This is a genomic window from Thalassovita sp. ABM4_323 (genome assembly GCF_056158665.1).
Window position 1 is genome coordinate 958,472 of the sequence record NZ_JBSWTS010000007.1, and the last position, 23,383, is coordinate 981,854.

The window sequence follows — 23,383 nt, forward strand, 5'->3', positions numbered from 1 at the left end:
AGCAGCAAGGTTCCGCCCGAAACGGGTGTGGCAAAGCTGCACCATGTAGCGCACTTTCAGCCACAGGGGGTGCGGTACACTTGCAAACTGCCCACAAAAAGAGCGACACAACCGCCATACCCAAATCGGATTCCCCGTTTTGGGCGCATGATTGGAAAACCGAGGGAAAAAATTATGAAAAAGCTTCTCCTTGCTTCGACCGCTCTGATCGCTGGCGCCAGCGCAGCAGCAGCCGATATCACCTTTTCGGGCTTTGGCCGTTTTGGTCTGAGCTACCGCGACGGCGCAGCTCGCGAAACGCTGGTTGAGCAGCGTCTGCGTATCAACATCACCGGTACTGCAAAATCGCAGAACGGTATCGCTTTCCGTGCACAGACCCGTATTCAGTGGAACGATGGTGGTACTGGTGGTCACGGTGCTGCTGGTGACGCAGTCGCTATGGCGGGTAACACCATTTATGGCGCGGCATTCCACGCCTCTGCTGGTGGCCTGACCTTGTCTGTTGGTAACGTCTCGGCGGCTGAAGCCACTCCTGGCCACTACGCTGGCGGTATTGGTTACACCGGCGTCATGTTCGTTGACCCCTGGTCGGTTGGCCTCTTGGGTGAAGACATCGGTTTCACTGCGGATGCACCCGGTGGTGACTACGGTGTGGTCATGGCCACGTACCAATCTGGCCCGTTCACCGTCCGTGCTTCTATCTCGGAAGGCACCGGCCCCTCGGGCGCATCCGAGCGTAAGCACCTGGGCGTAACCTACGCCGACAACGGCTACGTTGTTGCTCTGTCGCATCAGGAATCGTCGCTGGCCGCTGAAGACATCACCAAGCTGTATGTCCAAGGTGCCCTGGGCGGCGCAACCGTTGGCCTGTTCATCGATGACTCGGCAGCTGGTAACGCCGTTGGCCTGACCGGCACCATGTCGGTTGGCGCTGGTACCTCGGTTACCCTGACCGCCGTTGAGCTGGCCGCTGGCGGCAGCAACGTTGGTGTTGGTGTAAACCACGATCTGGGCGGCGGCGTGTCGTTCGCTGCAGGTATTGCTGACATGAACGGCCGCACCCGCGGTGAAGCCGGCGTTGTCTTCAACTTCTAAGTTGAGCAACCAGTCTTAAGGGAAGAGCGGGCCAAGTGCCCGCTCTTTTCTTTTGGGGTGGCGTCTTTGACTGTCCCACGATTTTGTGATTCATGTCAGGCGCAGCAACCCCGAGGCCCCCATGTCCCTATCCGAAATTCAGACCCGTATCGCCAAGGCCGAAGAAACCGCAGGCCGCCCCTTGGGCAGCACCCAACTGATCGCAGTGTCCAAAGTGCAACCCAATGATAGGGTCCAGACCGTTCTAAATCAGGGCCATCGCCTGTTTGGCGAAAACAAGGTGCAAGAGGCCGCTGGCAAATGGCCCGCCTTCCTCGAAGACTTCCCCGACGCACAGGTTCATCTGATCGGTCCGCTGCAAACCAACAAAGCGCGCCAGGCGATGCAGCTGTTTCAGGCCATCCACTCGGTCGACAGGCCGAAATTGGCCAACACTCTGGCCCGTCTGGCCCAGGAACTGGGCCATTGCCCCGACCTGTTCATCCAGGTGAACACCGGCGAAGAGCCGCAAAAAGCAGGCATCCTGCCCGCCCAGACCGACGCCTTCATCGCCGAATGCCGCGCACTGGACCTGCCGATCCGAGGCCTCATGTGCATCCCCCCGGTCGACGAAGAGCCCAGCCTCCACTTCGCCCTACTCAAGAAAATCGCCGATCGAAACGACCTTGATCAGCTGTCCATGGGCATGTCCGGCGACTTCGAAAAAGCCATCGCGCAAGGCGCCACACATGTCCGCGTCGGCTCGGCCATTTTCGGCGCGCGCGACTACGGCTAACGCCTTCTTTGCTCCGACAATACTCTGGGGGAGCGCCGACAGGCGCGGGGGCAACGCCCCAAATCAGCCATCCTCATCCAACTTGGGCGACGGGCGGTCCAGCTTCAGTTCAGCCTCAGAAAACAGGATCGGCATCCGCACACCGGGAACGCCACCAAGCTCAATCTGCATCCCGCGCGCCTGTACCTGAGGATCGGCAAAGACCTCTGCCATATCATTGATGGGGCCTGCGGGAATGCCACGCGCCTCACACCCCTCCAGCAGTTGAGCCTTGGTCAGCTTGCGGGTCTCGGCCATCAGCAGATCAATCATCTGATCCCTGTTTTGGATGCGATCCGCATTCTTCAGAAACTCGGGCGCCTCGGCCATCCAATCCACCCCTAACAATCCGCAAAGCCGTTGATATTGCCCATCATTTCCGGTGGCGATGATGATGAACCCATCCGCGCAATCAAACACCTGATAGGGGGTCAGGTTGGGGTGATAATTCCCTGTCCGGCCCGGCGGCACCCCGGTGCTCAGATAGTTCATCGCCTGGTTCGCCGTCGCGGCCACCGCGCAATCCAGCAGCGCCATGTCGATATGCTGGCCTTGGCCCGTGCGTTCGCGTTGATACAGCGCGGCCAAAATTCCGGTGACCGAGTACATCCCGGTAAACAGGTCCGTCACCGCCACGCCTGCGCGTTGGGGCTGCCCGTCAGGGTCGCCGGTGATCGACATCAGCCCGGACATGCCCTGGATGATATAGTCATATCCCGCGCGATGCGCATAGGGGCCGGTTTGTCCGAATCCAGTGATCGAGCAATAGATCAGCCTTGGATTGAGCTCGCGCAGCGACTGATAATCCAGCCCATATTTTGCCAATCCACCGACCTTGAAATTCTCGATCAGAATGTCTGCGTCGCGCACCAGTTCGCGGACCTTTTCCTGCCCTTCGGGTGTCCGGAAATCCACTGTGATCGAGTGTTTTCCACGGTTGCAGGAATGAAAATAGGCGGCGGTCTTGTCGTCTTCGCGCTCGATGAACGGAGGCCCCCACTGGCGGGTGTCATCGCCTGCGGGGCTTTCTATCTTAAGGACTTCGGCCCCCAGATCCGACAAGGCCTGACCCGCCCAGGGGCCGGCCAGGATACGGGCCAGTTCAACGACCTTCAGTCCGTCCAGAGGCGTGCTCATCAGGCGTTCAGTGCCTTGTCCAGCAGGGCCTTGAGGTCGGTATAGGACATGTTCGAGTGTTTCTTCCCATCGATAAACAGCGTCGGCGTGCTGTCCACGTCGTCGGCTTTCACGTTGTCCTGGAACCAGGTGTACAGGCTTTGCGCCTTTGCGCCGTCGTTCAGGCAGGTGTCCAGCTGTTCCTCGGTCAGGCCCGCGATGCGGCCCACTTTGCGCAGGTTTTCCACGATCACGCCCGGATCACCCGATCCGATCCAGGATTTCTGGTCGGCATACAGCAGGTCCGAAATGCCAAAGAACTTGGCCGGGTCACAGCGTGCAACCATGGCGGCCCACAGGCCGGGGCGGTCGAAATACACGTCGCGATAGACGAATTTCACCAGTCCGGTGTCCACGTATTCGGATTTGATCTTTTTCAGCGGGCCATTGTGGAAAGTGGCGCAATGCGGACAGGTGAACGAGGCATATTCCATCAGCGTCACCTTGGCGTCGGCGCTGCCCATAGTCATTTCCATGACGGGCATGGCGTCGCCTTCGGACCCTTCGGCTAGGGCGGCCAGCGGAGGCATCGCGTCCTGTTTGCGGGTCAGCGCCCATGCGCCGCCCAAAACGGCAGCCGATCCAATGACGCCAAGTGCAAGTCTGCGGTCCATGTGTAAGCCTTTCTAAAGTTTCGACTTGGTTATTACGTTTTTCGCCAGTCTTTCAAGCGCCTGACGCAGGTCTGTGTCACCGACCTCGCGCGTAAGTGATTGTGCCTCTTTTTCGGCAGCGGGATCGGGGGGCTTGGGCTGGGATTTTCTGCGGTAGGTGAAATCTGCCTGACCTTCGGCAAATCCGGTGGCGGCCGTCTGGGTGATCCGAATGCGCGAAATGGCGTTATAGCCATAGATCCCGTTCACCTTGGCGCGAATCTGCTCTTTTTGCATTTCCAACATCGGAGCCTGCGCGCCCGTGGTCAGCAGGGTCAGCGTGGCCCCGAAGCTGCCTTTGCGCCCGAATTTCACATCAATTGGCCGGGCGATGGCAGCGATATCTTCGCCGACAACATCCGGCCAATGGGTCAGCAGCCGGGATTCAGCAAAGCCACGCTGCTCGCCAGCCTTACGTATCCGCGCCTGCAACAGGCTGGACGTGCGGGCGAAACCCTTGGTCGTGCTGGGGCGCGTGGCCATGACTTGCTTCCTTTTCCTGAGCGCTATTCTAGTATCGCGAACCAAAGACGCCAGCAGATTGCGACCTGACAGGGGATAAACATTGCGTGACGAAATGACAGATCAGGCCGGGGTGCTGTTGGAATGGTACGACCGCAATGCGCGGGTGATGCCCTGGCGGGTGGGGCCTGCGGATCGTCTGGCGGGTGTGTTGCCTGATCCCTACCGGGTTTGGCTGTCCGAGGTGATGTTGCAACAAACCACGGTGGCAGCGGTCAAAGACTATTTCCACCGGTTCACCACCCGCTGGCCGGATGTGCATGCGCTGGCTGCCGCGCGGGACGAGGACGTGATGGGCGAGTGGGCCGGTCTGGGGTATTACGCCCGCGCCCGCAACCTGCTGAAATGCGCACGCGTGGTATCCGGCGAACTGGAGGGTGTGTTCCCCGCCTCGCACAAAGAGCTGCTGAAGCTGCCCGGGATCGGGCCCTATACGGCTTCGGCCATTGCCTCGATCGCGTTTGATTTGCCCGAAACCGTGGTGGATGGGAATGTCGAGCGGGTGATGGCGCGGGTCTATGACATCCACACGCCACTGCCACGGGCCAAGCCTGAACTGACCGCGCTGGCGGCGGCGCTGACGCCCGCCCAACGCCCCGGAGACTATGCCCAGGCGGTGATGGATCTGGGCGCCACCCTCTGTACTCCGCGCAATCCGGCCTGCGGTATCTGCCCCTGGCGCGATCCCTGTCTGGCGCGACAGGCCGGAACCGCGCCCGAATTGCCCAAGAAAGAACCCAAAAAGCCGAAACCCACTCGCCTTGGCATTGCCTATGTCGCCAGGCGTCAGGATGGAGCGTTTCTGCTGGAACGGCGCCCAGACAAAGGTCTGCTGGGCGGGATGCTCGGCTGGCCGGGGTCCGAATGGAACGATGCCCCCGCTGAGGCCCCACCGATGCAGGCCGACTGGCGAGAATTGCCCGCCGAAGCCCTGCACACCTTCACTCATTTTCACCTGCGTTTGCGTGTGATGGTCGCGGATGTTCCCGACCACACACCTGATCGCGGCGAATTCCACCCGCACGCGACATTTCGCCCTTCGGATTTGCCGACCGTGATGCGAAAGGCATTTGACCTGGCACGATCCGAGTTCAACAATGACGACGGACGCGCCTGAACCGGAGCCATATCATGAGCACCCCGATCTCTGCTTTCCGCCGTGCAGTACCCTTTTGGTTGTCGCTGGGGCTGGTCCCCTTGGCTTGGATCGGCGCGGTTTATGGCGGCTGGACGGTGATCCTGTTGCCGCTGTTGGGCTGGTGGGTGTTCACCGGGCTGGACGCATTGATGGGGATGGAGTTGCACAACCCCGATCCCCAGACGGATGACTCTCAACTGTTCTGGTATCGCCTGATTACGTTGATCTGGTTCCCCGTGCAGGGCCTGACTCAGTTCGGGCTGATCTGGTACGTGACCCACACCGGGCATCTGGACCTGCTGGAAAAGATCGTGCTGTTTTTCGGCGTTGGGGTGCTGAGCGGCACCATCGGGATCGTCTACAGCCACGAGCTGATGCACCAGAAAAACAATCTGGAACGCTGGCTGGGCGATCTGTTGTTGGCGACGGTGCTGTATTCGCATTTTCGCTCGGAGCACCTGTTGGTTCATCATGTCCATGTCGGGACCCCGCGCGACGCGGTGACCGCGCGCTATAACGAAGGATTCCACCGGTTTTTTGTGCGGGTTCTGTTCGAATGCCTGTTCTCGGCCTGGATGGCGGAAAAGGCGCTGCTGGCGCGGCGGGGGCTGTCGATGTTCAGCCTGCGCAATCCGTTCTGGCGCTATGCCGTCCTGCAACTGGCCGCTTTGGTGCTGGCGTTCTGGCTGGGCGGGCTCGAGGGCGTAGCCCTGTTCATCGTACAGGCCGCCAGCGCCGTCTGGCAGCTGGAGATGACCAACTATGTCGAACATTACGGCCTGACCCGGAAATACCTGGGGGACGGGAAATACGAACATGTGAAACCGCATCACAGCTGGAACGCGGCGCATAAGGCGACGAATTGGCTGTTGATCAATTTGCAGCGCCACTCGGACCACCACTACAAACCCGACCGACGGTTCCCCCTGTTGCAAACCTATGACGCGACCAAGGCGCCGCAATTGCCCTTTGGGTATCCGTTGATGGCAGCTATGGCGATGATCCCACCCCTGTGGCGCCGCCGGATGAACCCGCGTGTCCGGGCCTGGCGCAAGACCTACTATCCTGAGATCGAGGATTGGACGCCCTACAAACGTGGAACCCATTGAATCGCCAGATTGGCAATTTAGTGCAGATGACCCCCTCTGATTCGCTATTGATCGTAACTATTGTGCAGTATATAGCATTATAGTGCATAGCGAAGCAGAGGGAGGACGCCATGCCCAGCTACATTCCTTACGGGGCCTACTGGTCTACGCCTTTTGCGCGTTGGCAAGGGAGCCTGTCACATCTGAACTCGATCGAGCTGTCGGCGCATGTTACAAAATCTGCCCTGGCCGCGCGCGATATCGCCACGGATCAGATTGATTTCTGTGCCTATGGCATGACCGTGATCCAACCGGGCTGTTTCTATGCGACCCCGTGGTTCACCGCGATGATCGGGGCGGAAAATCTGGGCGGGCCGACGATGAACCAGGCTTGTGCAACCGGGCCGCGCCTGTTGGCCGCCGCTATGGGTGAAATCGCGCAGGGTCTGGCCGGGACAGTGTTGATTGCCTCGGGGGATCGGACCTCGAACGGGGCGCATGTGTATTATCCTGCGCCCTCTGGCCCCGGCGGCACCGGTCAGTCCGAGGATTGGGTTCTGGGCAGCTTTAACTATGATCCCTGGGCCAAGGGTGCGATGGTCCAGACGGCCGAGAACGTAGCCGCGCGCTTTGGCATCGACACGGCCGAGCAGCACGAGGTCGTCCTGCACCGACAGGCGCAATATCAGGATGGCCTGGCCGATGATCGCGCGTTTCAGAAACGCTATATGGACGCGGCATTCGACGTGCCTGACGCGCGGTTCCGCAAGACGGTGGCGACTCTGGACGGGGACGAGGGCGTTTACCCCTCCAAGGCCGAGAAACTGGCGACGCTGAAGCCTGTTGTCCCCGGTGGCACCGTGACCTTTGCCGGTCAGACGCATCCCGCAGACGGGGCCGCTGGCATGATCGTTGTGGACAGCGCCGAGCGGGCCGCTGAGATGGTGGGCGGTGCCAATCCGGTGATCGAGGTGCTGGGCATCGCCCAGGCGCGCGAGGAAAAGGGCTTCATGCCCGCCGCGCCGATCAAGGCGGCCGAAAATGTGTTGTGCCAGACGGGCCTGCAGATCAGCGATATCGACGTGTTCAAATCCCACAATCCGTTCGCGGTGAACGACATCGCCTTTGCGCGGGCGTTCGATCTGGATTGGCGGGGGATGAACAACTATGGCTCGTCGCTGATCTGGGGGCACCCACAGGGGCCGACCGGCCTGCGCGCGATGATCGAGATGATCGAAGAGCTGGAAATCCGCGGCGGTGGTATCGGCCTGTTCCAAGGCTGTGCGGCCGGGGATTCCGCGATGGCGGTGATCCTCAAAGTCACCTGACCCAAACGAAAAAGCCCCGCTGGGCGAACCAGCGGGGAGGTTGGTGCCATGTTAGGCCACAGGCACCGGCGGTAAACTGATTGGCTTAGTTCGCCATCTCGGCGCGGATTTGCTGGCGGAACACGTCGATGGGCACGGTTTTGCCCTCGCTTTGCGTGTTCCAATAGGTCCATCCGTTGCAGCTGGGCGCGCCTTCCAATGCGGCACCGACCTGGTGGATCGAGCCCTTAACCCCATCCGCCACCAGCGATCCATCAGCGCGGACCTTGGCGATCTGGCCCCGCGCGTTGGTCAGGATCTGGCCGGGGCGCAGCATGCCGCGTTCAACCAGCTGGCCAAAGGGCACGCGAGGCGCTGCGCGTTTGGATGCGCTGACCGTCAGAGCCTCGCGATCAAATTTTTGCACGCTGTCCAGACGTTTCTGGGCGACCTTGCGATAGGCCTCTTCGCGTTCGATGCCGATGAAATCACGTCCCAGCATCTTGGCCACGGCGCCGGTGGTGCCAGTGCCAAAGAACGGGTCCAGCACCACGTCACCGGGGTTGGTCGACCCGACCAGAACACGGTGCAGCAAGCTTTCGGGTTTTTGGGTGGGATGGGCTTTATCGCCGTTGTCATCCTTCAGGCGCTCACCCCCATTGCAGATCGGCAGAACCCAATCGCTGCGCATCTGGATGCCTTCGTTCAGGGCTTTCAGCGCCTCGTAGTTGAAGGTGTATTTCGCGCCTTCGGACTTCGACGCCCAAATCATCGTTTCATGCGCGTTGGTAAACCGTTTGCCGCGGAAGTTGGGCATCGGGTTCGATTTGCGCCAGACCACATCGTTCAGGATCCAATAGCCCGCGTTCTGCAACGCAGCGCCCACCCGAAAGATGTTGTGATAAGAGCCGATCACCCAAATAGCCCCATTGGGTTTGAGCAATCGGCGAGCTGCGGCCAGCCAGTCTTGGGTAAATCTGTCATATGCCGCAAAAGAGGAAAACTGATCCCAGGCATCATCCACGGCGTCCACCTTGGAATTGTCCGGACGGTGCAGATCGCCTTTTAGCTGAAGGTTATAGGGCGGGTCTGCAAAAATCAGGTCGATCGAATTCTCGGGCAGACTGTTCATCATCTCGATGCAGTCGCCAGCAAGAATTGTGTTTAGAGGGAGCGCCGGAGCGCCCTGTTCGTTGGTCTTGGTCTTCATTCTCTGCCTCAAAATCCACGGCGCTTTTGCGCTCTTTGGTTTGAGACAAAGATAATTCAAATGGGATTCCGCGTCAAATTCTTTTTTGAATCAGTCACTTACATTTTTCTGTTGATACAAGATATTGTGGACCGGTTTGAACGAACGTCTATGGTGTGGGGTCACGCCCAGATTTACCAGCGCCTCGCGGTGTTGTTTCGAGGGGTAACCGGCGTTTTTCTCCCAGCCATAACCGGGGAACTGTTGCCCTAACTCCACCATCAGTTGATCACGCCTTATTTTCGCCACAATTGAGGCCGCTGCGATGGACACGGAAAGGGCATCGCCCTTGATCACCGCTTGCGACGGAAGGGTCAGGTCGCGGGGAATCATGTTGCCGTCGATCAGGGCAAAATCTGGCTGCTGCGGCAGGCCCTGAATGGCGCGGACCATCGCGATGTGACTGGCCCGCAGGATGTTGTGTGTGTCGATTTCCTCGACACTGGCATGGGCAACTGAGATTTGGGCGACCTCTTGCAGCTCGTCGAGCACGGCCAAGCGTTTCTTGGCAGACAGTTTTTTGGAATCGTTCAGCCCGGCGGGAATGCGATCGGGATCCAAAATAACGGCAGCGGCGGTGACGGGCCCGGCCAGGGGCCCGCGGCCGACCTCGTCCACGCCAGCGATCCGGGCATAGCCCTGCGCATGCACGGACGTTTCAATGGAATAATCAGGAGCAGTCATGCCCATGTTGAAACCGATGCAAAGGCAGCGCGCAAGGTCGAAATCGGCGCAATCCTAGTCGGCGGGCAGGGCCTGCCAGATCTGTTGCAGATGCACAGGGACATCCCCACCGCAGGATTGGGTGGCGGCCGAGCAGGCATCCCGCAGCCCTCGCAGGATTTCCGCCTTTTTGGCGTCGTTCAATCGCGAGCGGGGCAAGGGCACCGCCAGCGTGCCAATCGCCTCGCCCTCGGGCCCAAAGAACGGCATACCGAATGACATGATATCGCGGGTATAGAACTGGTCGGAATAGCCATAGCCCACGGCGCGGATCTGCTGGATCAGGTGCAACATATCTGACCGGGTGATGATCGTGTTGGGCGCATAGGACGACATGTCAACGGATAGGGCCGTGTCGATCACGCCCTCGGGGCCAAAGGCCATCATCGTTAATCCCGACGAGGTCGCATGCAGGGGCAGCATCTCGCCCTGATCAAAGATCACCCTAAGCCCATGGCGCAAAGGATCCGCATGATACAGCGGGGACATATAGGCGCCTTGCAGCAAGGACGCGTGGACCAATTCTCCGAGCGTGTCCGCCAACTGATCCACCACGGGCACGACAGCGCTGCGGATCGGAAAGTGCTTTTCCCGAACCGAGGCCAGACGCAACAGCGCCGGTCCCAGCCGGTATTTGCGGGTTTCGGGGTGTTGTTCCAGGAATCCGTTTGCCTCCAGCTCGACCAGGTGTCGACGCACGGTTGCTTTGTCCCCACCGCTAAGGCGCACGAAACTGGCCAATCCAATTTCGCCACGATCCGAGGAAAAATGAGACAACAGCCGAAGCGCCTTGGTGATCGTGCCCATTTGGTTTGTGCCCCTTGTCGTGATTGATCGCACTGGCGCGGTTGTTTGTGTTGACAGGTCCCGCTGCGGACGTCATCAATATTTGATTATAGGGTGTCATATAATGACATACCAGATGAATACCCATCGCCACCCGGTTTTTCGCCGTCCAGATTCAGCCCGAACAAGAGACAGACCTATGCTTGACCAATCCCGAATTGATGATCTGCGTGATGCGCCGGTGCCCGCGTTCCAACACATCATTGACGGAGAACACTGCCCGGCCTCGGATGGGGGGCGGTACGAGGTGATTTCACCGCTGAATGGGCAGGTTCTGACCACCATGGCGCACGGTACTGTCGAAGACACCGAGGCCGCCATTGCGGCCGCGCGGCGCGCCTTTGAAGACGGGAGATGGGCGCAAATGGCCCCGGCCGCGCGCAAAAAGGTCTTGTTGAAATGGGCCGATCTGGTGGAACAAAACGCGTTAGAGTTGGCCGTTCTGGGCGTGCGTAATAACGGAACCGAAATCGGCATGGCGCTGAAGGCCGAACCCCTGTCGGCTGCCGGGACCATCCGGTACTACGCCGAGGCCCTGGACAAGATCTATGGCCAGATCGCTCCCACCGATCCGTCGGTTCTGGCGCTGGTGCATCACGAACCTGTCGGCGTGGTGGGGGCCATCGTGCCCTGGAATTTCCCCATGATGATCGGAGCCTGGAAATTCGCGCCTGCTCTGGCGGCGGGCAATTCCGTGGTGATGAAACCGGCCGAGACTGCCTCGTTGACCCTGGTGCGCCTGGCTGAACTGGCGCTCGAGGCCGGCCTCCCGCCGGGTGTGTTCAACGTTGTCACCGGCGAGGGCGCCGTGGTCGGTCAGGCGATCGGGATGTCGATGGATGTGGATGTGCTGGTCTTTACCGGGTCGGGCGGGGTTGGCCGCAGGTTGCTGGAGTACTCAGCGCGCTCGAACCTGAAACGCTGCTATCTGGAGCTGGGCGGAAAATCCCCCAACATCATATTTGCTGACGCGCCGGATCTGGGCGAGGCGGCCAAAGTCTCGGCCAATGGGATCTTCCGCAATTCCGGGCAGGTCTGCATTGCCGGGTCGCGCCTGTTGGTGGAACGCTCGGTCCAAGATGAGTTCGTGGAAAAACTGGCCCGCCACGCCGAAGCAATGACCGTTGGCGACCCGTTGGATGTGACCACAACCGCCGGGGCGGTCAATTCGGCCACGCAACTTGCCCAGAATCTGCGTTTCGTGGACGAGGCCCGTGACTTGGGCCGCACCATTCGCACAGGCGGCACCCGCATATTCGAGGACACCGGCGGCTATTTCATGGCGCCTACGATCGTGACCGGCGTCGACCCCAAGGACAGGCTGGCCACGCAAGAGGTGTTCGGCCCGGTTCTGGCCGTCATCCCGTTTGACACCGAAGAGCAAGCCCTGCAAATCGCCAACGACAGCGAATATGGCCTGGCCAGCGCGGTCTGGACAGCGAACCTGTCACGCGCCCATCGCATGATCCGCGCGCTGAGGGCCGGGGTCGTGCACGTCAACACCTATGGCGGCGCCGATGCCACCGTTCCCTTGGGCGGGGTAAAGCAATCGGGCAATGGGCACGACAAATCCCTGCACGCGTTCGACAAGTACTTTGATCTCAAAACGGCCTGGATCAAGCTCTGAGCGCCTCGATGACAGCCAGCTCTGGCCAGGTTCAGGCCCCAGTGGCCTGACGATACCAGGCAACGATCAACTGACGGTCTTCGGTGTCCATTTCGATGGCATTGGGCGGGGGCATGGCGTGGCTGCGGCCGGCTTGCAGATAGATCTGTTGCGCGTGGCGGGCCACATCGGCCTCGGTTTCCAGAACAACGCCTTTGGGCGGCCAGTGCATCCCGTCCCACGAAGGTTCGCGCGCGTGGCACATCGAGCAATTGCCAGTCACAGCGTAATAGGCGTCTTCGAACCCCGACACGCTGGCGAATTTCTGTTCCATCGGGGTCATGTCGCGGGCCTCGGCCTCGTCATAGGTTTCCATCCCCGGAACAGTGGACAGCCAGGCAATCACGATCATGATCACCACGGTCACTGCCCAGGTCCAATGCGGGCCTTTGCCGGTCTTGTGCATGGTGTTGAAGTAGTGCCGGATCGTGACCCCGGTCAGGAAAATCAGGCTGGCGATGATCCAGCTGTACTCGGTCGCAAAGGCCAGCGGATAGTGGTTGGACAGCATCAGGAACACGACCGGCAGTGTCAGATAGTTGTTATGGGTCGAGCGCAGCTTGGCGATCTTGCCGTATTTCGCGTCCGGTTTGCGCCCGGCCTTCAGATCGGCCACCACGATCCGCTGGTTGGGCATGATCTGAAAGAACACGTTCGCCGTCATGATCGTCGCGGTAAACGCCCCCAGATGCAGCAGAGCCGCGCGGCCAGTGAAGATCTGGTTATAGCCCCAGGCCATGGCCACCAGGATCACGAACAGCAATAGCATCAGAATGGTCGGCGTCTCGCCCAGTTTGGATTTGCACATCAGATCATACAGAATCCAGCCGATTGTCAGCGACCCGCCCGAGATCACGATCCCCTGCCACAGCGCCAGATCGGCCTTGGTCGGGTCCAGCAGGAACAGCTCTCCTCCGACCCAATAGACCATCATCAACAGAGCTGCCCCGGACAGCCAGGTGGTGTAGCTTTGCCATTTGTGCCAGGTCAGGTGCTCGGGCATCTCGGACGGGGCCACCAGGTATTTGACGGTGTGATAGAACCCGCCGCCGTGGACCTCCCATTCTTCGCCATAGGCGCCATCGGGCAGGTTGGGGGCCGGTTTCAGCATCAAATCCAGCGCGATGAAATAGAACGAGGCCCCGATCCAGGCCATCGCGGTGATGACATGCAGCCAGCGAACCGCAAAGGCCGCCCAGTCCCACAAGATTGCCAGATCGTACATATGTGTCCCCTTTGCGCCGGCTGTCGTGCTCACCCTAGGCGAGCAGGCTTTTTTAAGGTATTGCCACAAAAACCCAAGCAGCATCAAAAATAACCGAACAATGTCCTACCTCGACAATATCCGCACCTTCGTTCGTGTCTATGAACTGGGCAGTATGTCCGCTGCGGGGCGCGATTTGCGCATTTCTCCGGCGGTGACGTCCTCGCGGATTTCCCAACTCGAAGAGCATTTGGGCGTTCGGCTGTTTCAGCGCACGACTCGGAGCCTGACCCCGACCGAGCAGGGGAAATCCTTCTATCGTGGCGCAACCGAGATACTGGAAGCCGTGCAAAGCGCCGAGGCGCAGATCGCCAGCATCACCGAAAACCTGCGCGGTTCTTTGTATGTAGCCGCGCCGTTGGGCGTGGGTCGGCGGCTGATCGCGCCGCGCGTGCCCGAGTTTCTGGACAAATACCCCGAGGTCAACGTCCGCCTGCGCATGACCGACCGCAAGATTGACCTGACCACCGAAGGGCTGGATCTGGCGTTTTTCCTGGGCCAACCCGAAGACAGCAACCTGCGCATTCGTAAAATCGCGGATGTCGAAAGGGTCCTGTGCGCGGCGCCGGATTATGTTGCGCGGCGGGGGATGCCGCGCACCGGACAGGACTTGATTGACGAGGGGCACGAATGCCTGTCGCTGCGCTTTCCCGGTGCGACCGAATTCCAATGGCGTCTGTCTGGGCCGGATGGATCGAAACGATACAGGGTCTCGGGGCGGTACGAGGCAGATGACGGGGACGTGCTGACCGATTGGGCATTGTCAGGCCATGGGATCGCGCTGAAGCCCGTATTCGAGATCGCCGAGCACCTGAAAGATGGCTCTTTGGTGCCCGTCGCCACGGATACCCCACCAGAGCCCGTGCAAATGGCCTGCCTGTTTACCCATCGCAGACGTCAGGACCCTAAAACCCGTCTGTTCATGGAATTCATGATTGATCGGATCGCAGAAACCGTTCGTTCTGAACGCTGATCAGCTGCCGCGATAGGTGGAATACCCAAACGGCGACAGCAGCAGCGGCACGTGATAGTGCGAGGGCTCGGACATGCCAAAGCGCAGGGGGATCACGTCCAGAAACCGGGGTTCTTCGGGCGGGGTGCCGATGGCATCCAGATAGGCACCGGCGTGGAACACCAGCTCGTACACACCAGTTTGAAAGGCGTCTGCGGGCAGGATCTGTTCATCGGTGCGCCCGTCATCATTGGTGAGCAACGTTTTCAAGTGGGTGCGGGTGTCGCCCTCGATCCGGAAAAGCTCGATTTTCAGCCCCTCGGCGGGGCAGCCGCGCGCGGTATCAAGAACATGGGTCGTCAGGTAACCGGTCACGGGCGTCTCCTTTGTGATTTCTGCTAGGTTAATAGTCCGATGCTGCGGATCAACACAAAGCCCCAAGAGATTGAGGCTGCATTCTGCATTTTTTGAAAAACATCGCGGATTTTCTGCTTTATTCAGCACATAGAGCAAGGGAACCCGACGTGACACGCTATCCAAGAGACATGACCGGCTATGGCGCAATCCCGCCCGCAGCCAATTGGCCGAATGGGGCCAGAATTGCCGTACAGATCGTGCTGAACTATGAAGAGGGCGGCGAGAACAACATCCTGCATGGCGATGCGGCCTCGGAGGCGTTTCTGTCCGAGATCACGGGCGCGCAGCCCTGGCCGGGTCAGCGCCACTGGAACATGGAATTGATCTATGAGTACGGCGCGCGTGCGGGGTTCTGGCGGGTTCATTCTCTGCTGAAGGACCTGCCTGTGACCGTTTATGGCGTGGCAACGGCCTTGGCACGTGCACCTGCGCAAGTGGCCGCAATGAAAGACGCCGGATGGGAAATCGCCAGCCACGGTCTGAAATGGGTCGAACACAAGGACATGCCCCCCGAAGAGGAACGCGCACAGATCCGAGAGGCCATTGCATTGCACACCGAGGTGGTCGGGTCTCCTCCGCCGGGGTGGTATACTGGGCGCTGTTCCATGCAAACGGTCGAACTGGCCGCAGAAGAGGGCGACTTTGCCTATATCGCCGACAGCTATGCCGATGATCTGCCCTATTGGGTGCAGGCAGGCGGCAAGAACCAGTTGATCGTGCCCTACACGCTGGATTGTAACGACATGCGCTTTGCGATCCAGGCCGGGTTCACCGAAGGGGATCAATTCGAACGCTATCTGAAGGACAGTTTTGACGTTTTGTACGCCGAAGGTTTGGCCGGTGCGCCCAAGATGCTCTCGATTGGATTGCATTGCCGTTTGGTGGGCCGTCCGGGCCGGGTGGCAGCTTTGAAGCGGGCGATTGAGTATTTTCAGAGCAAAGAAGGCGTGTGGTTTGCCACCCGTGAACAGATCGCGCGGCATTGGGCGCAAGAGCATCCTGTGGCGCCGGTGTTGCGGATAACAGACATGGATCGTGCGGAATTTGTGGACCGGTTTGGCGGGGTGTTCGAACACAGTGCCTGGGTGGCCGAGCGGGCGTTTGATTTGGAGTTCGGGCCCACGCATGACTGTGCGGCAGGGGCGCATAGCCTGCTGGCGCGGGTGTTCCGCGCGGCCAGTACAGATGAGCGTTTGGGCGTCTTGCGTGCGCATCCTGACCTGGCGGGGAAACTGGCGGCGGCCAAACGCTTGACGGCTGAATTGACGGCGGAGCAGGCCTCGGCTGGGCTGGATTCGTTGACGGCTGAAGAGCATGCGGCCTTTACCCGGTTGAACGCTGAATACACCGAGACGTTCGGGTTTCCGTTCATCATTGCGGTGCGGGATCATGACAAAGCGTCGATCCTGGCAGCGTTTCAACGGCGTGTAGCACAGGACCGCGCAACCGAGTTTGCTGAGGCTTGTCGGCAGGTCGAGCGCATCGCGGAGTTTCGCGTGTACGAGATTTTCGGGGAATGAGCCGCGTGATCAAAGCTGTGCCGCTGACAGCCTTGGCTTTCGCGCCGTATGGGGATGTGCTGGAGGCGGCAGGAGACCCGGATAAGATCATCAACCAGGGCAAATGTGGCCGCTTTCACGACCGCGCGCAGATGGATTTTTCTGATGGTCGCGCGGGGATCAGCCTGTTTCAGACCGAGCCTCGGAGCCTGCCCTATAGCCTGGATATGGTCGAGCGCCACCCCGAGGGCAGTCAGGCCTTTTTGCCGATGTCGATGGATCCGTTCCTGGTGATCGTGGCCCCGGATGCGGGCGGGCAGCCGGGCGCGCCGGTCGCCTTTGTCACCCGTGCCGGGCAGGGCATCAATTTCCATCGCGGGACCTGGCACGGGGTGCTGACGCCGCTGTCAGCGCCGGGATTGTTTGCGGTGGTGGATCGGATCGGCGCGGGGGCGAACCTGCAAGAGCATTGGTTCGACGACCCCTATCAGATCACGCTTTAGCGCAGCTTCATGTGGCGGTTCACGTCCTTGTACAGCAGGTATCGGAACCGTCCGGGCCCCCCGGCATAGCAGGCCTGCGGGCAAAAGGCGCGCAGCCACATAAAATCGCCAGCCTCGACCTCGACCCAATCTTTGTTCAGCCGGTAAACGGCTTTGCCTTCAAGCACATACAGGCCGTGCTCCATGACGTGGGTTTCCAGAAACGGGATCACGGCGCCCGGTTCAAATGTCACGATCGTAACGTGCATATCGTGGCGCACATCGAGAGAATCGACAAAACGCGTGGTGGCCCATTTGCCATCGGTGCCCGGCATGGGATCGGGGGTGATGTCGTTTTCATTGGCGATCACGGGTTCGGGGATATCGACGCCCTCGACCTTTTCATAGGCTTTGCGAATCCAATGAAATCTGACCGGTGCATCACTGGTGTTGCGCAGGGTCCAGTTGGCGCTGGGGGGCAGATAGGCATAACCACCCGGAGTCATGTCATGTGTTGTCCCGTCCAGGGTCAGTGTCGCCTGGCCCTCGACCACGAAGAGGACGGCCTGCGCCTGCGGGTCGGTTTCGGGGGTGTCTGACCCACCGCCCGGCTGCACTTCGAGGATATATTGCGAGAATGTCTCGGCAAAACCGGACATCGGACGCGCCAGAACCCAGGTGCGCGTGTTTTCCCAAAAGGGCAGCGAGCTGACCACGATATCCTGCATTGTGCCGGCCGGAATGACGGCATAGGCCTCGGTAAACACCGCGCGCCCGGTCAGAAGCTGATCCTGTCCGGGGTGGCCGCCCTGGGGCGCATAGTATTTCGAGGTCATAAGGGCTCCTGCGTCGACTTTTCCCCACTATGCCTTTGAAACGCAGGGAAATGCCAGAGCCGAGAGGCAGGCAACACTTGTTCCGTTTTTTTGAAAACCCGACCAGGTGCGAAACCGTGCACAATGCGTTCGTCTGCGTCGCGCCTGGATAGCCCATTTTGGGTGGACCCAACGGGCCTTGGATGGCTGGCGTTTGCGCGAGCCCGGAAAAACTCCTTGCACTGGCGAAGTATTTTGTAATCCTCAACCCCAGAGGGAAATTCGATATTGAATGTGCTCTTTCGGATTCAAGTTTCGACGACTTAAAAGGTAGCCGTTATGCCAAGTACCAATTTTCAATATTCCACCACCACAGATACTGCATCTGTTACAGGCGATCACTTCGGTCTGAATCACATTTCAACAAAGATGAAGTGAGTGACACGTCGCAAACTGACTTCAAAGCGGCTGTAGATCGCCCAGGGATGCAGGCGCGTATCCCTTTGTTTTTCATCGCTTATCGGAACCAGTCGGCATCATATCCGCGGTCCCCGAGCAGCCAGTCAACATCCGGCAGGTTGCTCAACAATGCCCGCGCGCCGATGTAGTCGCTGACCCATTGGCCGACAGGGCATTGCAAAGCAATGTCCCGAGAGGCTGACCGGCGGTCACAAAGAGGTTCAGCGGACGCCCTTGTTCACGCCCAGGCTGGTCGCTGTTGGATGGGCCTTGAGATAGGTCGCGTCGATCATCACGGTCTTCTCTTCGCCGTGTTCGGCGGCCAGTCGTGCCATCATCCGAGCAAAGGTGCCCTTTTCACTCCACCGCTTCCAACGGTTATTGAGGGTCTTGTGGAGGCCATATTCCTTGGGCGCATCACACCACCGTAACCCATTGCGATTGATGAAGATAATCCCGATTTGCACAGGCCGGTCATCCCCTCTCGGGACATCGCTGCGCAATACCCTGCCGGGCAGTGAACGCGCGGCTTGCCGTGGGGCTTTGGGAAGAAGGGTTCCAGACGAGCCATCTGCTCGTCGCTCAGCCAGAAAAGGTCAGACATGTTCACCGCTTGTTTTCGAACCGTGAATCACGACGCTGGACGGAAATCAATGGGTCCTGAGCCTAGGAATCAGATCACACATTGGCGCAAAGACCTAGCTGCTAACCCCAGCCGGTTTTTTTGTACCCCGCGCCCCATCTGGGGCGGCGGCTATGTCGCGCGGCCTTCTCACCGTTCCGCATGGGGTGGCTGTTGAATATCCATGACTTTCATGGATGCGCGATAGGATCAAAGTTGAAATGGGTCGAAAGAGCCAAAGCCAAGCAAGGGGGGTATGCTGAAAATCCAGCGCAACCCTACCCCCACCGGCGTGGATACCTTTCTTTTTGCACGGGGTGTCTCTGGCAAAAAAGACCGCTGATGTAGCTTGGGGGGAAGGACGAAGGAAATTTGATTGCGCTGGGGACGGGATGGGGAAGGTTTCTGTGTGCAAAGCTGTAATTGCACTGGAAAGGCCCAAGGTGGGTGTGTCTCAAAAGGCGCGGATTGAGCAAAATCAATGGCTTACGCGTAACAGGCCAATTTTTCTGTTACTTTTTTTGTTACCAAAATAGGGAGATAAATATAAGTGAAATCAATAAGTTACATATATGCGTAACAAAGTTACAGAGTTACAGAGATTTTTAACGTGTCTGGAATTCGTTTTGAGGCAGACAAGCCCCGCGCCTGCCCAAGTCCACGGCAGGCACCTTCCAGGCCAATGAAAGCGGGATTACACCCAAAGCCGCCTCTTGCTTTCATGGCTAAGACTGAGGCGGAAACGAGCGCGACCTAACCGCCTGCCCCTGCGGGGTGCGGGGGAAATGATTCTACTGCACCACAAGCCCAGCGCCTTGCAGCACCCCAAAACGCGCGAAATCTTAATCGGTGGTAGCCCGGTGGTAGCCACGCAAAACGCGGCTACACGTTGAAATCGTCTAAGTCATTGATTTCAGTGGTGAGCCGTGAAGGATTCGAACCTTCGACCCACTGATTAAAAGTCAGTTGCTCTACCAACTGAGCTAACGGCCCACTGTGGAGGCAGCTTCTAGAAACAGACGCCGATAGGGTCAACCCCGAAAAGCGGCCTTTTTGAAAGTTTTTCGATTCTTATCAAGGGCGTCCAACAAAACAAGGGCTGGCGGACGCGAACAAACTTTGGTGGTGCTCTGGAAACGCCAGGGATTCGGGCGTATATCGGCGCGATGGAAAACACCGAGGCCAAAACTCTGCCGTTCATGAAGATGCATGGGCTGGGCAACGACTTTGTCGTTGTCGATGCGCGCGCGCGCGATGTGGCCTTGCCTGCCGATCTGGTGGTGGCGATTGCGGATCGGCACATGGGTGTGGGCTATGATCAGCTGGCGGTGATTCAGCAGGGCGCAGGCGATGCGCATCTGGTGTTTTACAACGCGGACGGGTCGACCTCGGCGGCTTGTGGGAATGCGACGCGCTGTATTGCGCGCTATCTGTTTGACGAGACCGGCAAGGACAGCCTGCACCTGACCACGGATCGCGGCGATCTCTATGCGGTGGATGCTGGGAATGGGCTGACCTCGGTCAATATGGGGCCGCCGCAACTGGTGTGGTCCGAGATACCGCTGGCGCGCGAAATGGACACGCTGGAGCTGCCGATCGAGGGCGCGCCGACGGCCACTGGCATGGGCAACCCTCATTGCACCTTCTTCGTGGAGGATGCCGAGGCGGTGGATCTGGAAGCGGGTGGTGCTGCGATCGAACACCACCCGCTGTACCCTGAACGCACCAACGTGCAATTCGCCAGCTTGATTGGCCCCGATCATCTGCGGATGCGGGTGTGGGAACGGGGCGTTGGTGTCACGCTGGCCTCGGGCTCGTCGTCCTGCGCGACGGCTGTGGCGGCCGCGCGGCGCGGGCTGACCGGGCGCAAGGTGCAGATTGATCTGGATGGCGGAACGATCTGGATCGACTGGCGCGAGGATGGCGTTTGGATGACCGGGGCCACCATGCATGTGTTCACCGCGCAGCTGACGCCCGAGTTTTTGGCCTCGGTATGACTGAGAAAACGCCCATTTTCACCACGCTCGGCTGCCGTCTGAACGCGTACGAGACCGAGGCGATGAAGGATCTGGCTCAGCAGGCCGGAATCGAAGGCGCCGTGGTCGTGAACACCTGCGCCGTGACCTCCGAGGCGGTGCGCAAGGCGCGTCAGGAAATCCGCAAGCTGCGGCGTGAAAACCCTGACGCAAAGCTGATCGTCACCGGTTGCGCTGCGCAGACCGAGCCCGAGACCTTTTCCAATATGGACGAGGTCGACGTGGTCATCGGCAACTCCGAAAAGATGCAGCCCGAGACCTGGAACGCGATGGGCCCCGATTTCATCGGCCAGACGGAACGCGTGCAGGTCGATGACATCATGTCTGTCACCGAAACCGCCGGGCATTTGATTGATGGCTTCGGCACTCGCAGCCGCGCCTATGTGCAGGTTCAGAACGGCTGTGATCACCGCTGTACGTTTTGCATCATCCCCTATGGCCGGGGCAATTCGCGCTCGGTTCCCGCCGGAGTGGTGGTCGAACAGATCAAACGGCTGGTCGACAAGGGCTTTAACGAGGTGGTGCTGACCGGGGTCGATCTGACCTCGTGGGGCGCAGACCTGCCGGCCGAACCCAAGTTGGGCGATCTGGTCATGCGCATCCTGAAGCTGGTGCCCGATCTGCGGCGGCTGCGGATCAGTTCGATCGATTCGATCGAGGTGGATGAAAACCTGATGCAGGCCATCGCGACCGAGCCGCGCCTTATGCCGCATCTGCACCTGTCGCTCCAGCATGGCGACGATCTGATCCTGAAACGGATGAAGCGCCGCCATCTGCGCGACGATGCGATCCGTTTCGCCCAAGAGGCGATCAAACTGCGCCCCGATATGACCTTTGGCGCCGATATCATCGCCGGGTTTCCCACGGAAACGGACGCGCATTTCGAAAACTCGCTGAAACTGGTCGAGGAATGCCAACTGACCTGGCTACATGTCTTTCCCTACAGCCCGCGCCCCGGCACGCCTGCCGCGCGGATGCCGCAGGTGGATGGGCGGCTGATCAAGGCACGGGCGGCGGCGCTGCGCTCGGCCGGGCAGCGGCGCGTGGATCTGCATTTGCAGCAGCAATTGGGGCGCCGTCACAGCGTATTGATGGAAAATCCGCTGATGGGCCGCACGGAACAGTTCGCCGAGGTGTATTTTGCCGATCCGCAGACCGAGGGCGCGCTTGTGGATACCGTAATTTCCGGGCGTGACGGGGATCATCTGCTGGCGTAACCTTTCGCTACAACGCAAAGGACCGACCCCATGCATCCCAATCCAGCTTTTCGTGGTCAAACCGACGCCCGTAACCTGGCATTCGCTGCGGAAATGGGGGTGGGGACACTGGCCGTGAACGGGCCAGACGGGATGCCCCTGATGGCGCATGTGCCCTTCGTGATCGAGGATCGGACCGTATTGTTTCATCTTGTGCGCTCGAATCCCGTGGCGCGGGCGCTGGGTGCAGGCATCCCCGGCAAGATGTTCGTTCAGGGGCCGGGCAGCTATGTTTCGCCCGATTGGTACGGGCTGGAGGATCAGGCACCCACCTGGAACTATATCGCGGTGCATCTGGCTGGAACGGTGCGGCAACTGCCGCAAGATGACCTGCGTGGGGTGCTGGACAAACTGTCGGACACGTTCGAACGGCGATTGCTGCCCAAACCCATCTGGACCGCCGACAAGATGAGCGACGCGCAGCGCGGCAAGCTGATGCGCCAGATCGTGCCGTGCACGCTAGAGATCACGGATATCCAAGGCACGTGGAAACTGGGCCAAAACAAACCAGACGCGGCGCGGCTGGCTGTCGCCGATATGGTGGCCGAACAGGGAATGGGGATGGAACTGGACCGCTTGGCCGACTTGATGCGCAATCCTCCGCAGGAATGATGGACAGCCCCGGTGCTGCGTCCTAGGGTTCCTATCGGAGCATCAGGAGGGACCCATGCAGCTGATATTTTCCGGCGCGTCGCCGTTTGTTCGAAAGGTCAACGTGGTGCGCCACGAAACCGGGATGGTGGATGACATCGAATTGGTCGAAGTCATGACTACGCCCGTTTCCACCCCATCCGAAGTGCGCGCCGCCAACCCGGTGGGTAAGATTCCCGCCTTGATCCGGCCGGACGGGCCTGCGCTGTACGACAGCCGGGTGATTTGCCGGTATCTGGATGATCGCGCTGGGGCGGGGCTCTATCCCGACTCGGAACTGTGGGAGATTCTGACGCTGGAGGCCACGGCCGATGGGCTGATGGATGCGGCGGTGCTGATGGTCTACGAGGGCCGGGTGCGCCCCGAACACATGGTCTATGAGGAATGGGTCGAGGCGCAATGGCTGAAGGTCTGCGGTGCCTTGGACGCGCTGAACGACCGCTGGATGAGCCATCTGCGCGGCCCTTTGAACATGGGGCAGATCGCGGTGGGCTGCGCCTTGGGCTATCTGGATCTGCGCCACGGCGCCCGGAACTGGCGCGACGGGCGCGGAGATCTGGACGATTGGTATGCCGTTTTCGCCGAACGCGACAGCATGAAGGCCACCGCGCCGGAATAAGCGCCTCGAATCATTGAAGGCCCTGGTCGGGCGT

22 protein-coding genes, 1 tRNA gene and 1 pseudogene are annotated in these 23,383 nt (G+C 59.8%); 13 read left to right on the top strand and 11 right to left on the bottom strand.

Translation table 11 applies throughout. From position 1 onward, the window contains the following. The first annotated feature begins 174 nt into the window (after positions 1 to 174). Positions 175 to 1,095 (top strand): porin, encoded by a 921-nt coding sequence (locus ACXADQ_RS07035; RefSeq protein ID WP_475317611.1) that lies wholly within the window; start codon positions 175 to 177, stop codon positions 1,093 to 1,095. Between the two features lie 121 nt (positions 1,096 to 1,216). Continuing rightward, entirely contained in the window at positions 1,217 to 1,870 is a 654-nt protein-coding gene (locus ACXADQ_RS07040; protein WP_475317614.1) for a YggS family pyridoxal phosphate-dependent enzyme, read from the top strand. 63 nt (positions 1,871 to 1,933) lie between these two features. Here ACXADQ_RS07040 and ACXADQ_RS07045 read toward each other — a convergent pair whose 3' ends face one another. From ACXADQ_RS07045 to ACXADQ_RS07055, 3 genes are read right to left on the bottom strand one after another with little or no spacing between them, the layout of a single operon-like run. Continuing rightward, positions 1,934 to 3,046: a CaiB/BaiF CoA transferase family protein gene (locus ACXADQ_RS07045; RefSeq protein ID WP_475317616.1), complete on the bottom strand. Its 1,113-nt coding sequence runs from the start codon at positions 3,044 to 3,046 to the stop codon at positions 1,934 to 1,936. After that, complete coding sequence (locus tag ACXADQ_RS07050; RefSeq protein ID WP_475317618.1) at positions 3,046 to 3,699, bottom strand: DsbA family protein; 654 nt, start codon at positions 3,697 to 3,699, stop codon at positions 3,046 to 3,048. Before ACXADQ_RS07050 ends, ACXADQ_RS07045 begins: the two co-directional genes overlap by 1 nt. A 12-nt stretch (positions 3,700 to 3,711) precedes the next feature. Further along, the gene (locus ACXADQ_RS07055) at positions 3,712 to 4,221 is read right to left on the bottom strand and encodes a DUF721 domain-containing protein (RefSeq protein WP_475317621.1); all 510 of its coding nucleotides are present in this window, start codon (positions 4,219 to 4,221) and stop codon (positions 3,712 to 3,714) included. Between the two features lie 94 nt (positions 4,222 to 4,315). On the opposite strand from ACXADQ_RS07055, the gene mutY reads away from it, so the two are divergent. The 3 genes from mutY to ACXADQ_RS07070 all read left to right on the top strand — a co-directional run bounded on the left by mutY (position 4,316) and on the right by ACXADQ_RS07070 (position 7,814). Next, positions 4,316 to 5,377 (top strand): A/G-specific adenine glycosylase, encoded by a 1,062-nt coding sequence (mutY, locus tag ACXADQ_RS07060; protein WP_475326043.1) that lies wholly within the window; start codon positions 4,316 to 4,318, stop codon positions 5,375 to 5,377. 14 nt (positions 5,378 to 5,391) lie between these two features. Beyond that, on the top strand, positions 5,392 to 6,507 hold the full coding sequence (locus tag ACXADQ_RS07065; RefSeq protein ID WP_475317622.1) for an alkane 1-monooxygenase: 1,116 nt from the start codon (positions 5,392 to 5,394) through the stop codon (positions 6,505 to 6,507). 110 nt (positions 6,508 to 6,617) lie between these two features. Continuing rightward, positions 6,618 to 7,814 (top strand): thiolase family protein, encoded by a 1,197-nt coding sequence (locus tag ACXADQ_RS07070; RefSeq protein ID WP_475317624.1) that lies wholly within the window; start codon positions 6,618 to 6,620, stop codon positions 7,812 to 7,814. A gap of 85 nt (positions 7,815 to 7,899) precedes the next feature. Here the strand turns inward: ACXADQ_RS07070 and ACXADQ_RS07075 are convergent, their stop codons facing one another. From ACXADQ_RS07075 to ACXADQ_RS07085, 3 genes are all read right to left on the bottom strand, one after another. Continuing rightward, positions 7,900 to 9,003: a DNA methyltransferase gene (locus ACXADQ_RS07075; protein WP_475317630.1), complete on the bottom strand. Its 1,104-nt coding sequence runs from the start codon at positions 9,001 to 9,003 to the stop codon at positions 7,900 to 7,902. A gap of 90 nt (positions 9,004 to 9,093) precedes the next feature. Beyond that, entirely contained in the window at positions 9,094 to 9,726 is a 633-nt protein-coding gene (locus tag ACXADQ_RS07080) for a ribonuclease HII (protein WP_475326044.1), read from the bottom strand. Between the two features lie 54 nt (positions 9,727 to 9,780). Next, complete coding sequence (locus ACXADQ_RS07085; protein ID WP_475317635.1) at positions 9,781 to 10,572, bottom strand: IclR family transcriptional regulator; 792 nt, start codon at positions 10,570 to 10,572, stop codon at positions 9,781 to 9,783. A 178-nt stretch (positions 10,573 to 10,750) separates the two neighbouring features. On the opposite strand from ACXADQ_RS07085, the gene ACXADQ_RS07090 reads away from it, so the two are divergent. Continuing rightward, positions 10,751 to 12,238 carry an aldehyde dehydrogenase gene (locus tag ACXADQ_RS07090; protein ID WP_475317638.1) on the top strand — a complete coding sequence of 496 codons (1,488 nt, stop codon included), beginning with the start codon at positions 10,751 to 10,753 and terminating at the stop codon, positions 12,236 to 12,238. Positions 12,239 to 12,269: 31 nt separating this feature from the next. Here the strand turns inward: ACXADQ_RS07090 and ACXADQ_RS07095 are convergent, their stop codons facing one another. Next, entirely contained in the window at positions 12,270 to 13,502 is a 1,233-nt protein-coding gene (locus ACXADQ_RS07095; RefSeq protein ID WP_475317643.1) for a urate hydroxylase PuuD, read from the bottom strand. Between the two features lie 100 nt (positions 13,503 to 13,602). Here ACXADQ_RS07095 and ACXADQ_RS07100 point away from each other — a divergent pair, with 100 nt between their 5' ends. Beyond that, positions 13,603 to 14,514, top strand: a complete 912-nt coding sequence (locus ACXADQ_RS07100) for a LysR family transcriptional regulator (protein WP_475317648.1) — start codon at positions 13,603 to 13,605, stop codon at positions 14,512 to 14,514. On the opposite strand, the gene uraH is transcribed toward ACXADQ_RS07100, so the two are convergent. Further along, complete coding sequence (uraH, locus tag ACXADQ_RS07105; RefSeq protein ID WP_475317649.1) at positions 14,515 to 14,868, bottom strand: hydroxyisourate hydrolase; 354 nt, start codon at positions 14,866 to 14,868, stop codon at positions 14,515 to 14,517. It lies immediately after the preceding gene. A 149-nt stretch (positions 14,869 to 15,017) separates the two neighbouring features. On the opposite strand from uraH, the gene puuE reads away from it, so the two are divergent. Further along, positions 15,018 to 16,430, top strand: a complete 1,413-nt coding sequence (gene puuE / locus ACXADQ_RS07110) for an allantoinase PuuE (RefSeq protein ID WP_475317652.1) — start codon at positions 15,018 to 15,020, stop codon at positions 16,428 to 16,430. Further along, a complete protein-coding gene (locus ACXADQ_RS07115) occupies positions 16,427 to 16,912 on the top strand; it encodes an ureidoglycolate lyase (protein ID WP_475317655.1) in 486 nt (161 codons plus the stop codon). Before puuE ends, ACXADQ_RS07115 begins: the two co-directional genes overlap by 4 nt. Here ACXADQ_RS07115 and ACXADQ_RS07120 read toward each other — a convergent pair. The 3 genes and pseudogenes from ACXADQ_RS07120 to ACXADQ_RS07130 all read right to left on the bottom strand — a co-directional run bounded on the left by ACXADQ_RS07120 (position 16,909) and on the right by ACXADQ_RS07130 (position 19,780). Beyond that, positions 16,909 to 17,727: a bifunctional allantoicase/(S)-ureidoglycine aminohydrolase gene (locus ACXADQ_RS07120; protein WP_475317660.1), complete on the bottom strand. Its 819-nt coding sequence runs from the start codon at positions 17,725 to 17,727 to the stop codon at positions 16,909 to 16,911. The genes ACXADQ_RS07115 and ACXADQ_RS07120 overlap by 4 nt on opposite strands. 499 nt (positions 17,728 to 18,226) lie before the next feature. Beyond that, positions 18,227 to 18,769 (bottom strand): annotated as a pseudogene (locus ACXADQ_RS07125) (transposase); the annotation flags it as partial. Between the two features lie 935 nt (positions 18,770 to 19,704). After that, positions 19,705 to 19,780: transfer RNA gene (locus tag ACXADQ_RS07130), tRNA-Lys, on the bottom strand. A gap of 173 nt (positions 19,781 to 19,953) precedes the next feature. Between ACXADQ_RS07130 and dapF the strand changes: the two genes are divergently transcribed. The 4 genes from dapF to ACXADQ_RS07150 are packed head-to-tail and all read left to right on the top strand — an operon-like array spanning position 19,954 to position 23,349. Then, positions 19,954 to 20,784: a diaminopimelate epimerase gene (gene dapF / locus ACXADQ_RS07135; protein ID WP_475317663.1), complete on the top strand. Its 831-nt coding sequence runs from the start codon at positions 19,954 to 19,956 to the stop codon at positions 20,782 to 20,784. Further along, on the top strand, positions 20,781 to 22,040 hold the full coding sequence (gene mtaB / locus ACXADQ_RS07140) for a tRNA (N(6)-L-threonylcarbamoyladenosine(37)-C(2))-methylthiotransferase MtaB (RefSeq protein WP_475317669.1): 1,260 nt from the start codon (positions 20,781 to 20,783) through the stop codon (positions 22,038 to 22,040). The genes dapF and mtaB overlap by 4 nt, the downstream gene beginning before the upstream one ends. A gap of 30 nt (positions 22,041 to 22,070) precedes the next feature. Beyond that, positions 22,071 to 22,691, top strand: coding sequence for an FMN-binding negative transcriptional regulator (locus tag ACXADQ_RS07145; protein ID WP_475317673.1), 621 nt, complete (start codon positions 22,071 to 22,073; stop codon positions 22,689 to 22,691). Between the two features lie 55 nt (positions 22,692 to 22,746). After that, the gene (locus tag ACXADQ_RS07150; RefSeq protein ID WP_475317678.1) at positions 22,747 to 23,349 is read left to right on the top strand and encodes a glutathione S-transferase; all 603 of its coding nucleotides are present in this window, start codon (positions 22,747 to 22,749) and stop codon (positions 23,347 to 23,349) included. Positions 23,350 to 23,383 lie beyond the last annotated feature (34 nt).

Bases quoted from the DNA above. Each gene is read 5' to 3' on its own strand.
- ACXADQ_RS07035 (WP_475317611.1), top strand. From the start codon at position 175: ATGAAAAAGCTTCTCCTTGCTTCGACCGCTCTGATCGCTGGCGCCAGC.
- ACXADQ_RS07040 (WP_475317614.1), top strand. From the start codon at position 1,217: ATGTCCCTATCCGAAATTCAGACCCGTATCGCCAAGGCCGAAGAAACC.
- ACXADQ_RS07045 (WP_475317616.1), bottom strand. From the start codon at position 3,046: ATGAGCACGCCTCTGGACGGACTGAAGGTCGTTGAACTGGCCCGTATC.
- ACXADQ_RS07050 (WP_475317618.1), bottom strand. From the start codon at position 3,699: ATGGACCGCAGACTTGCACTTGGCGTCATTGGATCGGCTGCCGTTTTG.
- ACXADQ_RS07055 (WP_475317621.1), bottom strand. From the start codon at position 4,221: ATGGCCACGCGCCCCAGCACGACCAAGGGTTTCGCCCGCACGTCCAGC.
- mutY (WP_475326043.1), top strand. From the start codon at position 4,316: ATGACAGATCAGGCCGGGGTGCTGTTGGAATGGTACGACCGCAATGCG.
- ACXADQ_RS07065 (WP_475317622.1), top strand. From the start codon at position 5,392: ATGAGCACCCCGATCTCTGCTTTCCGCCGTGCAGTACCCTTTTGGTTG.
- ACXADQ_RS07070 (WP_475317624.1), top strand. From the start codon at position 6,618: ATGCCCAGCTACATTCCTTACGGGGCCTACTGGTCTACGCCTTTTGCG.
- ACXADQ_RS07075 (WP_475317630.1), bottom strand. From the start codon at position 9,003: ATGAAGACCAAGACCAACGAACAGGGCGCTCCGGCGCTCCCTCTAAAC.
- ACXADQ_RS07080 (WP_475326044.1), bottom strand. From the start codon at position 9,726: ATGACTGCTCCTGATTATTCCATTGAAACGTCCGTGCATGCGCAGGGC.
- ACXADQ_RS07085 (WP_475317635.1), bottom strand. From the start codon at position 10,572: ATGGGCACGATCACCAAGGCGCTTCGGCTGTTGTCTCATTTTTCCTCG.
- ACXADQ_RS07090 (WP_475317638.1), top strand. From the start codon at position 10,751: ATGCTTGACCAATCCCGAATTGATGATCTGCGTGATGCGCCGGTGCCC.
- ACXADQ_RS07095 (WP_475317643.1), bottom strand. From the start codon at position 13,502: ATGTACGATCTGGCAATCTTGTGGGACTGGGCGGCCTTTGCGGTTCGC.
- ACXADQ_RS07100 (WP_475317648.1), top strand. From the start codon at position 13,603: ATGTCCTACCTCGACAATATCCGCACCTTCGTTCGTGTCTATGAACTG.
- ACXADQ_RS07115 (WP_475317655.1), top strand. From the start codon at position 16,427: ATGAGCCGCGTGATCAAAGCTGTGCCGCTGACAGCCTTGGCTTTCGCG.
- ACXADQ_RS07120 (WP_475317660.1), bottom strand. From the start codon at position 17,727: ATGACCTCGAAATACTATGCGCCCCAGGGCGGCCACCCCGGACAGGAT.
- dapF (WP_475317663.1), top strand. From the start codon at position 19,954: ATGGAAAACACCGAGGCCAAAACTCTGCCGTTCATGAAGATGCATGGG.
- mtaB (WP_475317669.1), top strand. From the start codon at position 20,781: ATGACTGAGAAAACGCCCATTTTCACCACGCTCGGCTGCCGTCTGAAC.
- ACXADQ_RS07145 (WP_475317673.1), top strand. From the start codon at position 22,071: ATGCATCCCAATCCAGCTTTTCGTGGTCAAACCGACGCCCGTAACCTG.
- ACXADQ_RS07150 (WP_475317678.1), top strand. From the start codon at position 22,747: ATGCAGCTGATATTTTCCGGCGCGTCGCCGTTTGTTCGAAAGGTCAAC.